Genomic DNA, 11,757 nt, shown 5'->3' on the forward strand with positions numbered 1-11,757 from the left:
GTTGTAAGTCCAAGTGTTGATCAAGAGATTAAGAAGGATATGAAGGTAATGATTACTTCACCAAAATCCTATCACATTAAAGATGGCAACAAGATTTTGATTGCTGAGGCAAATGGATACACAGTTGCTGATGTACTTGAAAATTTGAATATAAAGTTAAACAAGCTAGACAGAGTTTCTCTTCCTCTTGATGAAATTGCAAAGGAAGGAATGGAAATTCAAATCGACAGAGTAGTAGTTGAAAATATTGAAAACAAAATAGAAATTCCTTTTGAAACAGAAAATCGTGAAAACGCAGAAATGCTTGAAGGACAAAAAAATGTAATTGTTAATGGCGAAGTTGGACAAAAGGTTGAAAGTTTAAAGAACACTTATGTCAACGGAGTTCTTGAAACAACAGAAGTTTTAAAAAGCGAAATTACTAAGAATCCTGTAAAGGAAGTTGTAGAAGTTGGTACAAAAAAAGCTGTTGCAACTCCAAATGGGAAAAATGCAAAGAGAGTAATAGTAATGCAAGCCACTGCTTATGATCCAACAGCTGGTTCAAAGACAGCTATGGGAACTCGTGCAAGAGTTGGAGCAGTTGCCGTCGACCCTAGAGTTATTCCTCTTGGTTCAAAACTTTATATTGAATCAATGGATGGTTTCGCAAGTTATGGTTATGCAACAGCCGAAGATACTGGCGGAGCAATAAAGGGAAATAGAATTGATTTATTTTACAATTCAAATGCTGAGGCTAATAGATTTGGCAGAAGAAATGTAAAAGTTTATGTACTTGATTAAAAAGTCCTAGAAATAGGACTTTTTTTAATATAAGGTTTAGAAATATGTAATTTTCCCAATATTGAAATAAAATACTGAGAAGAATTATAATCTAAAAATAATAAAATTAAAAAAATAAGAGTTCATCATTTAAAAAAACCTTTATTTAATTTATAATATAGATGAGGATGATTTTATGAAATTAGTAGAACATGAACTCGTCGATAGATATATTTATTATTTGCAAAGATACATCCCCTATGACAAGCAAAAAGATGCAAGGGATGACTTTTTAGAAATTTTGAGAGATAGACTTCCGGAAATTTATACGGAAGATGATATAAAAAAAGAATTAAATAAAATTGGAAATCCCTACGAATTTGCAACAACTTATACTGAAGGAAGCAGATTTCTTTTAAGTGGAAAAAACTATGAAATTTTCGTAGCCTTTTTGAAGATGCTTTCAATGTCTGCGTTAATTGGAATTTTTTTATTTATTTTCAATTATTTCAAAAGATTTGCGAGTGCAAATTTATTTGATTTACTAAAGACAATCGTAATAAGCATTTTTGTCCTAAGTTTACTACCTTCTTGGATTTGTGAAAAGATTAAAACCACAAAAATTTTAAAGGCACTCACAGAAGAGTGGGATATAGAAAATCTTTACGAAACTAAGGAATTTAAAATAGAAAAATACGAGATAGCATTATTGGTATTAAATTTTTCAATGTACTTTATGCTTCAAATATATATTATTACTGCAAGCATTAATATTTCCATTGTTACTTACACTTTTATTATGATATTATTTTTTTTGAATGTATTAAGTGCGAATTTAAAATTTTCAGAAAATACCATTGTTTCAAAAGTAATGCATTTTGAATATTTTGTAGATATTTTTACATTAATTAGTTTTATAATTATGACAAATTACTTTATTCCAAGAGTATTTATCATAAAGATAATTATGCTATGTAGTGTAATTAATTTAATTTTAAATTCTTATAATATTTCTAAAAGCAAAAATATTTTGCTATCGCGAAAAAAGAGAAAGAAAAGCAAATATAAAAGGAAAAGTAAAAAGACAGAGTGAAATATAAATCACCTGTCTTTTTTGCGTTTTATTAATTAAATTAGGCTACATTTTCCTTTAAATATTTTATAATATCTAGAGATTCGTAAAGAGGCTTGTCGCCAATGAATAGACATGGCACTTGTTTTTTGCCACCCTTTTCAATTAAATATTCGCGAGCTTCTTTGTCTTCATCAATGTTTTTTATTTCCACAGAGTTAATGCCATTATCTGCCATAAAAGATTCAACTTTCTTACAGAATGGACAAGTTGTTCCTACATAAAGTGTTAATTTTTCCATAATATCCCTCCAATTTTAATTTACCCAATTAATGGTAAAGAAAACAAGGGCAGTATTTAAAAGGTAGCCGTTTTTTGATATAATAGCATAGATTCGAGGTGATATTGTGGGATTTTTTGACAGTCTCGATGGCAATGTTAATGAAATAATGGAAAATTTAAATTATTTGAAGAAAAAAATTGTAAGTGAATCACAGGAAATAAAGAAAACGGCAAGGTTAAAATACGAAATTTTAAACGAAGAGAGAAAGTTATCTGAACTTTTTGAATCCCTTGGTCGTCATGAATTTAATATTTTAAAGGGTGAAAAGTCAGATCTTGACGTTGATGAAACTTTAAAAGAAATCGAAAGACACACTTCAAGGATTTCTTCACTAAAAATGGGTCTTGATTTAAGCGAAAGTTCTAGTATAACTTTTCAAAAAGATTTAGAAAAAAATTTAGACAAAGATCAAGATAAAAATGATTTTAGCGGACTTTATGTGGAAAAAGATTTTAATGATAATTTAAATAAAGAAGATGATAGTTGCATAATTTTTATAGAAGAAGATGAAGATGAAAATAAATAAAAATTTTATTGACATAGATGGAATAAAAACTGCATATATAAAAAGAGATGGCGGCGAAAAAATCGTTGTAATTCTTCATGGATGGGGAGCATATATTGAATCAATTATGCCAATTTTTAATGCCATCCCAGAGCATTACACAGTTTATGCTTATGATGCACCGGGTTTTGGCGACAGTGAGGAGCCAAAAGATGTAATGGGAACCTATGATTATTATAGTTTCTTGTTAAAATTTTTAGAAAAATTTAACATAAAAAAGGCTACATTTATTGGACACTCCTTTGGAGGTAAAACTCTTACAATTTTAGGCGCGAGAAATAAAGACCTAGTAGACAAGTTAGTGATTATCGACGCATCTGGAGTTATTCCAAAGAGAAAACTTTCTTATTATACAAAGGTATATTCCTTCAAAGCTGCAAAAAAATTATATATGTTAACTCATGGCAACGATGAAAAAGCTCTGACAAAATTTTATAAAAATCACGGATCCGACGACTATAAGGCGGCAGATGGAATTATGCGAAAATGCTTTGTAAAAGTTGTAAATGAATCCACAAGAGAAGAGTTTAAAAATATCGAAGCAGAGACTCTTCTCATTTGGGGCGACAAAGACGATGCAACGCCTCTTTATATGGGTAAGATTTTTGAAGAAGAGATAAAAAATTCTGGACTTGTGGTTTTAGAAGATGCTGGTCATTATTCATATCTAGATAAGTTTGGACAATTTAGTGCAGTTATTAATTCCTTTTTAGATTAGGAGATTTAGATGAAAATTTTTTTAGTGAAACTACCTATTTATATAATAGATTTATTAGTCATTTTTGTGGCGCTTTATTACTCTTTAATTAGGAGTAATTTTCCCATTCATATGCTTCAACTTGAAGGATATGACAATGACGAGTACAAGACATTTTTGAAAAACAACAAAGAAAAGATGAATAAATTAGTCTATAAATTGGAGAAAAATCAAAAAACTCCTATTGTTTGGACAGATAGAGCGAAGAGACTTTTAAAAAAGCATAAAGCTGTAAATTTTATTTTTTTCGTAATCATTGTTGTAATTTCTCTTTTATTATTTGATGTTACAAAATCTTATGCGATTTCAGCACTTTCGACTATTTTATTTTCTTTTTTGGTTTATTTTTTCCAATATAGAATTTTGATTTTGACAAATATGTGGGCAAAGCCAACTGAAGACAAAATCAACATGGGATTTTATAATTCTGCGCAAGCTAAAATTAAAAAATTTAAAGAAGCAAAGGGATTAAAAGTTTTAGGAATAACGGGATCCTTTGGAAAGACATCTGTAAAATTTATATCTGATACAATTTTGTCTGAAGGACTTAGGGTTAAAAACACTCCATCTTCCTTTAACACGCCTATGGGGCTTTCAAAAATTATAAACAATGAGCTTGAAAGCGACACAGAGGTTTTTATCGCAGAACTTGGAGCCAAGATGCCTGGAGAAATTCACGAAGTAGCAGAACTTGTGCAACCTGATATTGGAATAATTACTGCAATTGGGCCAACTCATATGCATCTTTTTAAGACAATCGAAAATATTCAAAAGACTAAGTATGAATTAATCGAAGATTTGCCTGAAGATGGAATTGCAATATTTAACTACGACAACGATTATGTAAAGCCTCTTGCGGATAAAACTTTAAAGAAAACTTATAGATATGGTACAAGGGATTTTGAAAAATTAGACGTTTATGCTGACTATATAAAAGTTAATGAAACTGGTTCTGAATTTATGCTCCACATCAAGAATGTGGGAAAAATAAAATGCGATACAAAACTTCTTGGGGCACACAATATTTCAAACTTACTTGCAGCAGCAACTGCAGCATATGTGCTTGGACTTAGCTTAGAAGATATACAAAGGGGAATAAAAAAGGTTGAGCCAGTGGAACACAGACTTTCACTTCTACCATCGACAAATGGCACAATAGTTATTGACGATGCTTTTAACTCAAACCCTGTTGGATTTAGGGCAGCACTAGATGTTCTTAAAGAATTTAAAAATCACAGAAAAATAATTATTACGCCGGGCATGGTTGAACTTGGCGATATGGAAATTTGTGAAAACAGAAAAATAGGCGAAGTAATGGCAGGTGTCCTCGACTTTGTAATTTTAGTTGGGAAAAAGAGAACACTTCCAATTTACGAAGGTTTAAAAAACAATAATTTTGATGAAGATAATATTTACAGAGTTTCTTCACTAGCAGAAGCTACTGAGGTACTAGCAAAGATTTCTTTGCCAGGAGATGTCGTTCTCTTTGAAAATGACCTTCCTGACAATTACAATGAGGAGTGAGATTATGGAAAACATAGGAGTAATTTTCGGAGGTAGATCCGTTGAACACGAAGTTTCTGTCATTACAGGGATGCAAATTATTGAAAATATGGATAAGACAAAATACAATCCTATTCCAATTTATATTACAAAGAGCGGCAAATTTCTTTCTGGTGAAAGTTTAAAAAATTTTAAATCTTACAAAAATCAGGACTTTCACGATGGAGTTGAAGTTTTTTTCAAGCCAATTTATGGCGACAAAAATCTTTACTTTGTAAAGCACAACGAAAAGAAATTATTTAAGCCAGAGTACGATTCTGTTGAAGTTTATGAAAAAATTGATGCAATATTTTTTGCACTTCACGGAACTTTTGGCGAAGATGGATGCACTCAAGGACTTTTTGAACTTATGGGAATGCCTTACACTGGTTGTGGCGTAATGTCAGCAGCTGTTGGCATGGATAAAGTAATTATGAGAAAAGTTTTTGAATCAGAAAATATTCCAATGACAAAATATAAGTATTTTTACAAAGAAGAGCTCAAAAATTTACAAAATATTGTTGAAAAATGCAAGGATTTGAAATATCCTCTATTTGTAAAGCCGGCAAATTTAGGTTCATCTATTGGAATTTCAAGAGTAGAAAATGCCCTTGACCTCTCAAAGGCACTTGAAGTTGCAGCGCATTACGATAGAAAAATAATTGTAGAAGAAGCAGTGGTAAACCCAAGGGAAATAAATGTAGCAGTCCTTGGTTATGAAAATGACCTTAGAGTTTCTGCAGCAGAAGAACCTCTAGGATTTAAGGATCTTTTGAAGTACGAAGATAAATATGTCTCTGGTTCAAAGGGTGCAAAGTCATCACAAAAGCATCAAAACAAAAAGCTACCAGCTGAGTTGACACCAAGTCTTGAAAAAGAAATTAAAGAACTTGCAAAGAAAAGTTTTATTGCAATTGATGGAGCTGGAGTTGCAAGGATTGACTTTTTAGTTGATGGTGAAAAGGCTTATGTAAATGAAATTAACACTCTTCCAGGTTCTATTGCCTTTTATCTTTACGAAGTAGATGGATTAAAGATTAAGGATTTAATTACAAAATTAATTGAACTTGGTAAGACTAGACATAGCGAAAGAGCAGAAAATAATTATTCCATTGATTCAAATTTATTTAATATGACAAGTTATGGAGCAAAAATTTAATGATTAAAGAAAAGATTTTAGAAATTATTAGAAATTCGAAGCCAAGGTCAAAGGACGAACTCACAAAGCTATTTAAAATTAAAAATAAAGAAAAGAAACAGTTTTTAAAAATAGTTGAGGAACTACAAAGTGAAGGACTTATTTTTGAAGACTCTAGAAAAAAATATAGAGTTGTCGATAATGACAAATTCTTTTACGGAAAACTTCAAACAAATGCAAAGGGTTTTGGATTTTTGATAACGGAAAATCTTGACGAAGATATTTATATATCAAAAAACAATCTAAATTTTGCACTTAATGGCGATGAAGTCATTGTCAGAAGGTACAAAGATTCCTCTGGCGATAGACCTGAGGGAAAAGTGCTTGCCATTGTAAAGAGAGTGAATACAAAATTTGTTGGTGTTTTTCAAGAAAAGAGGGACTTTGGATTTGTAATTACAGACGAGAGTAAAATGGCAATGGATATTTACATTCCAAAGAAAAAAATTAATGGAGCGCGAAATGGTCAAAAGGTAGTTGTAAAAATTGAGAAATGGCCAGAGGAAAACAAAAAACCAGAGGGTCGCATCCTAGAAATTTTAGGTTATCCAGATGATCCTCATGTAGACATAATGTCTGTTGCGGCGTCCCTTGAACTTCCTATGGAATTTAATAAGGCGGCTATTTCTGAAGCAAAGAGTTTGCCGCAGGAGGTTAGTGCTGATGAAATAAAGGGAAGGCGAGATTTTAGAGATTTAACAATTTTTACCATTGACGGAGCGGACTCAAAGGATTTTGATGATGCAATCTCCCTAGAAATTTCTAAAAATGGAAATTACATTTTAGGTGTTCACATTGCAGATGTAGCACATTATGTCCAAGAGTTTGGGGCAATAGATGAAGAAGCATTCAAGAGGGGCAACTCAGTTTACTTACTTAATAAAGTAATACCAATGATACCCTTTGAGCTTTCAAATGGCATATGCTCACTTAATGAGGGTGTAGATAGGCTTACTCTTTCAGTTATTGCAGAGATAAATAAAAGTGGCGATGTAGTAAAATATGAAATCTGTGAATCCGTAATAAATTCAAATAAAAGACTTGTCTACGAAAATGTATCCGATTATTTGGAAAAAAACATAGTTCATGAATCCATAGTTGGACTTGAAAAAATTTTGGACAATATGTATGAACTTTCACAAATTTTACAAAAAAAGAGAGAAGAAGGCGGAGCAATTGACTTCGACATACCAGAAGTAGTAATTGAAGTTGACGAAAATGGATGGCCACAAAATATTCACAAGAAAGACAGAAGGTCTGCCAACAAACTTATTGAAGATTTTATGTTAATGGCAAATGTCTGCGTCGCAAAGGAATATTTTTTCAAGCACATTCCATTTTTATATAGAATTCACGAAAGACCTAAGGAAGACAAAATTTCTGAACTCAATGCCTACCTTAGACCACTTGGATATATGATAAATTTTGATGGAAAAGTCGAGCCAAGGGACGTGCAAAAAGTTCTCGAAAAGGCAAAGGGCACCAAAGAGGAAATGTTCATCTCCACAATGACATTGAGATCTATGACAAAGGCGAGATATTCTGAAATAAATGACATACATTTTGGATTAGCCTTTGACTATTATTCACATTTTACTTCTCCAATAAGAAGATATGCTGATCTCACAATCCACAGAATTATAAAAAGACATCTAAAGGGAACACTATCTAAGGGGATAATAAAAAATTTAAAATTAGTCCTTCCAGAAATTGCAGAGCAAGTTTCTAGGACGGAAAAAATTGCACAGGATGCAGAAAGACAAGTTGAAGACATTAAAATGGCAGAGTATATGTCTGAACGCATTGGAGAAAGATATGTTGGCAGAGTTTCAAGTATCACAAGTTTTGGAATTTTTGTAGAGCTTGATAATTTAATCGAGGGACTTGTTAGTTACAGATCCATGGACGGCTATTACGAATTTGACGTGGATAATTACAAGGCTATTGATTATGAAACAAAAGATGAATTTCACATTGGAGACCAAGTAAGAATTGAAGTTATTAATGTAGATTTAAATATGGGAAATATTGATTTTAAATTAGTAGGTGATGAAGATGAGTAAAGAAAATGATAACGCAATTGCAAACAACAAAAAAGCGAGCCACCTTTATTTTATCGAGGACACTTATGAAGCGGGCATTGAACTTTTCGGAACAGAAGTAAAATCAATAAGAAAGGGACAAGTAAATATAAAGGATTCCTATTGCGACATAAATAAGGGCGAAATTTTTGTATATGGAATGCACATTTCTCCATACGAACAGGGGAATATTTACAATGTTGACCCAATGAGAAAGAGAAAACTTTTAATGCATAAAAATGAAATTCTTCGCCTTGAAAAAGTAAAGACTCAAGATGGTTACACAATAATCCCTTTAAAAGTTTATCTAAAAAGGGGCAAGGTTAAAGTCTTAATTGCAAAAGCAAAGGGTAAAAAGCTCTGGGACAAGAGAGAAACTATGAAGAAAAAAGAAGCAGACAAGAAACTAAGACAAGCACTCAAATACTGAGTGCTTTTTATATGATGATTTTATATTTTGCGTTTATAGTATTAATTATTTTTGAATGATTAAATAGAAGATTAATCTACTTAGGAACTATCTTTGACCTAAATCGAAAGTAAAGAAAATTAAATAATTATAAGATAATATAAAGAATAAGTTTTTAATTAACTTGACACCTATATTAGAATTTGCTAATATTCTAATATAGGTGAATTTTCGAGGTGCATTGATTTTGAAAAAAGTTACTGAAGAACATAAAAGAATAATTAAAGACAGAGCAAGTTTAATAAAGGCAATGGCTCATCCAGTGAGATTATGTGTACTTGATAAATTGATTAATGAAGGAGAAAAAAATGTAACAGAAATAGTGGATTGTATGGATGTTACTCAATCAAATTTATCGCAACACTTATCAAAACTTAGAGATTTAGGAATAGTTGAAGCAAGAAAAGAAGGAAATTTAATTTATTATTCAGTGGAAAGAAAGGATGTAATTTCCATTGTAAAAGTAATAATGAGAGGTGCAGAATGAAAATAATAGTTGTTGGTGGAGTTGCAGGCGGTGCGACGGCAATAGCAAGACTTAGAAGACTTGATGAAAATGCAGAGATTCTTCTTTTAGAAAAAGGAAAATATGTAAGTTTTGCAAATTGTGGTCTTCCATATTATATTGGTGGTGCAATTGAAGAAAGGGACTCTCTTTTTGTAACTACTAAAGAATCTATTGAAGATAAGTACAACATTGAAATTAGAACAGAAAATGAAGTTCTATCAATAGATAAAGAAAATAAAAGAGTTAAAATCATAGATTACACAAGTGGAAGAGAATACGAAGAAAATTATGATAAATTACTTTTATCGACTGGATCAAGTCCTTTTATACCAGATGTAGAAGGAATTAATGAAATGAATATTTTTAAACTTTGGACAGTTCCAGATGTTGATGCAATTTATAGTTTTATAGAAAAAGAAAAACCTAAAAAAGCGGTAGTCGTTGGAGGAGGCTTCATTGGGCTTGAAACGGCAGAGAACTTATATGAAAAGGGTCTAGAAGTTACTATTGTTGAAATGTCAGATCAAGTTATGCCACCGTTAGATAGAGATATGGCAAAAATTTTAGAAAATCATTTAGAAGATAAAGGTGTGAAACTTTTACTTGGTGAAGGATTTGAAGGGACAGAAAATAAAGGAAAAGTTATAAAATTAAAATCTGGAAAAAAATTAGAAACGAATATGACAATTTTATCTATTGGAGTTAGACCTAATAGTGAAATTGCAAAAAGTGCTGGACTTGAATTAAACGAAAAGGGCGGTATAAAAGTAGATAAATTTCAAAAAACATCTGATGAAAATATTTATGCTGTTGGAGATGTAATTGAAGTCAAAGATTTTATATTAGGAACAGACACTATGATTCCTCTTGCTGGACCTGCAAATAAACAGGGAAGAGCTGTTGCATCAAATATTTTAGGAGAAAAAGAAGAAACTTATAAAGCAACTATGGGCACAAGTGTTGCAAAGGTATTTGATATGACTGTTGCAACGGTGGGTTTAAATGAAAAGTCACTAAATAAAAAGGGATACCAGTATAAAAAGGATTATTATATTTCTTTAGTTCACCCAATGTCTCATGCGGGATATTATCCTGGGGCACTTCCTATGACTATTAAATTAATTTTTGGCAGAGATGGTAAAATTTTAGGAGCTCAAATAGTAGGTTATGATGGAGTGGATAAAAGAATAGATACAATTGCAACGACAATATATTTTAAAGGAAATGTATATGATTTAAGTAAGTTAGAGCTTGCATATGCTCCGCCATATTCAAGTGCTAAGGATCCAGTTAATTTTGCAGGATATTTGGCGACAAATATATTAGAAGGACTTACTGAACCAATTACATTACAAGAATTAAAAGATGATAAATCAAAATACACTATACTTGATGTTAGAGAAAAAATTGAGCAAGTATCAGGGATGATGGATAAAGCTATATCTATGCCACTTACTGAAATTAGAAATAGAGTAGATGAACTCGATAAAAATAAAGAGTATGCAATTTATTGTGCAGTTGGAATAAGGGGTTATATTGCTGAGAGAATATTAAAACAAAAGGGATTTAGAGCTCATAATATTTTAGGTGGTTATAGAACTTATTTAGATATAGAAGAGTCTTCAAAATATTCAGATTTGTCAACAGAACAGGATAAATTTGAAAACTTTGAAAATAAAAATGAAGATGATAATAAAAAAATAAAAATATTAAATGTATGCGGACTTTCATGTCCTGGTCCAATAGTTCAAGTATCAGAAGCAATGAATAATCTATCTCCTGGGGAAATAATAGAAGTTTTGGCAACAGATCCAGGCTTTGCTAGAGATATAAAATCATGGGCAAACAATACAGGAAATACATTAATAGAAAGCAGTGCTGATAAAGGGAAATTTTCTGCAAAAATTCAAAAGGGCAAAGGCGTAGAAAAGGCAGAAAAAAAAGCCACAAATATTAAAGAAAAGACAATGATCATATTTGACGGAGATTTAGACAAAGCAATAGCTTCTTTTATAATTGCCACAGGTGCTGCAGCAATGGGAAATAAAGTAAATATGTTTTTTACATTTTGGGGTCTAAGTATATTAAGAAAAGAAAAGGCTCCAAAGATTAAGAAAGATTTTATGTCAAATATGTTTTCAAAGATGCTTCCAAAATCTTCGAGAAAACTTGGCCTATCTAAGATGAATTTCTTTGGAATGGGATCAAAAATGATAAGAAAAGTAATGAAGGATAAGGGAGTTTCATCTTTAGAAGAACTTATATTAAATGCTCAAAAAGCAGGAGTTAAAATGACAGCTTGTCAAATGTCTATGGATGTAATGGGACTTTCAAAAGAAGAATTGATTGATGGAGTAGAAGTAGGTGGAGTTGCAACAATGCTTTCAGATAATGACAACTCTAATATGAATTTATTTATATAAATTTAATAACTAAAAAATTTGCTGAGGTTGTAGAACA

General features: G+C 31.3%; 11 protein-coding genes. 10 read left to right on the forward strand and 1 reads right to left on the reverse strand.

Translation table 11 applies throughout. The features are described from left to right. Both MR285_RS05775 and MR285_RS05780 read left to right on the forward strand, forming a co-directional pair. Positions 1–783: 3D domain-containing protein (locus MR285_RS05775; RefSeq protein WP_293558945.1), on the forward strand; the 783-nt coding region annotated here is incomplete at its 5' end. 175 nt (positions 784–958) lie between these two features. Next, a complete protein-coding gene (locus MR285_RS05780) occupies positions 959–1,855 on the forward strand; it encodes a hypothetical protein (protein WP_293558947.1) in 897 nt (298 codons plus the stop codon). 40 nt (positions 1,856–1,895) lie between these two features. Here the strand turns inward: MR285_RS05780 and MR285_RS05785 are convergent, their stop codons facing one another. Then, entirely contained in the window at positions 1,896–2,135 is a 240-nt protein-coding gene (locus MR285_RS05785; RefSeq protein ID WP_293558949.1) for a glutaredoxin, read from the reverse strand. Positions 2,136–2,241: 106 nt separating this feature from the next. On the opposite strand from MR285_RS05785, the gene MR285_RS05790 reads away from it, so the two are divergent. The 8 genes from MR285_RS05790 (at position 2,242) to MR285_RS05825 (ending at position 11,720) form a co-directional block, all read left to right on the forward strand. Continuing rightward, positions 2,242–2,703, forward strand: a complete 462-nt coding sequence (locus tag MR285_RS05790; protein ID WP_293558951.1) for a hypothetical protein — start codon at positions 2,242–2,244, stop codon at positions 2,701–2,703. Next, a complete protein-coding gene (locus MR285_RS05795; protein WP_293558953.1) occupies positions 2,690–3,460 on the forward strand; it encodes an alpha/beta hydrolase in 771 nt (256 codons plus the stop codon). The genes MR285_RS05790 and MR285_RS05795 overlap by 14 nt, the downstream gene beginning before the upstream one ends. Positions 3,461–3,469: 9 nt before the next feature. After that, positions 3,470–5,023, forward strand: coding sequence for a UDP-N-acetylmuramoyl-tripeptide--D-alanyl-D-alanine ligase (gene murF, locus MR285_RS05800; protein ID WP_293558955.1), 1,554 nt, complete (start codon positions 3,470–3,472; stop codon positions 5,021–5,023). A 4-nt stretch (positions 5,024–5,027) separates the two neighbouring features. Continuing rightward, the gene (locus MR285_RS05805) at positions 5,028–6,200 is read left to right on the forward strand and encodes a D-alanine--D-alanine ligase family protein (RefSeq protein ID WP_293558957.1); all 1,173 of its coding nucleotides are present in this window, start codon (positions 5,028–5,030) and stop codon (positions 6,198–6,200) included. Next, positions 6,200–8,302, forward strand: coding sequence for a ribonuclease R (gene rnr / locus MR285_RS05810; protein ID WP_293558959.1), 2,103 nt, complete (start codon positions 6,200–6,202; stop codon positions 8,300–8,302). Before MR285_RS05805 ends, rnr begins: the two co-directional genes overlap by 1 nt. Further along, positions 8,295–8,750: an SsrA-binding protein SmpB gene (smpB, locus tag MR285_RS05815; protein ID WP_293558961.1), complete on the forward strand. Its 456-nt coding sequence runs from the start codon at positions 8,295–8,297 to the stop codon at positions 8,748–8,750. The genes rnr and smpB overlap by 8 nt, the downstream gene beginning before the upstream one ends. A 226-nt stretch (positions 8,751–8,976) precedes the next feature. After that, positions 8,977–9,276 (forward strand): metalloregulator ArsR/SmtB family transcription factor, encoded by a 300-nt coding sequence (locus tag MR285_RS05820; RefSeq protein WP_293558963.1) that lies wholly within the window; start codon positions 8,977–8,979, stop codon positions 9,274–9,276. After that, the gene (locus MR285_RS05825; RefSeq protein ID WP_293558965.1) at positions 9,273–11,720 is read left to right on the forward strand and encodes an FAD-dependent oxidoreductase; all 2,448 of its coding nucleotides are present in this window, start codon (positions 9,273–9,275) and stop codon (positions 11,718–11,720) included. Before MR285_RS05820 ends, MR285_RS05825 begins: the two co-directional genes overlap by 4 nt. Positions 11,721–11,757: the final 37 nt, after the last annotated feature.

The organism is Peptoniphilus sp. (assembly GCF_022767005.1).
In the GTDB taxonomy this organism is placed as follows: domain Bacteria; phylum Bacillota; class Clostridia; order Tissierellales; family Peptoniphilaceae; genus Peptoniphilus_A.

What these genes read in the sequence shown, in the direction of transcription:
- rnr (WP_293558959.1), top strand. Translation starts at nt 6,200, where the DNA reads ATGATTAAAGAAAAGATTTTAGAAATTATTAGAAATTCGAAGCCAAGG.
- MR285_RS05785 (WP_293558949.1), bottom strand. Translation starts at nt 2,135, where the DNA reads ATGGAAAAATTAACACTTTATGTAGGAACAACTTGTCCATTCTGTAAG.
- smpB (WP_293558961.1), top strand. Translation starts at nt 8,295, where the DNA reads ATGAGTAAAGAAAATGATAACGCAATTGCAAACAACAAAAAAGCGAGC.
- MR285_RS05795 (WP_293558953.1), top strand. Translation starts at nt 2,690, where the DNA reads ATGAAAATAAATAAAAATTTTATTGACATAGATGGAATAAAAACTGCA.
- MR285_RS05825 (WP_293558965.1), top strand. Translation starts at nt 9,273, where the DNA reads ATGAAAATAATAGTTGTTGGTGGAGTTGCAGGCGGTGCGACGGCAATA.
- murF (WP_293558955.1), top strand. Translation starts at nt 3,470, where the DNA reads ATGAAAATTTTTTTAGTGAAACTACCTATTTATATAATAGATTTATTA.
- MR285_RS05805 (WP_293558957.1), top strand. Translation starts at nt 5,028, where the DNA reads ATGGAAAACATAGGAGTAATTTTCGGAGGTAGATCCGTTGAACACGAA.
- MR285_RS05780 (WP_293558947.1), top strand. Translation starts at nt 959, where the DNA reads ATGAAATTAGTAGAACATGAACTCGTCGATAGATATATTTATTATTTG.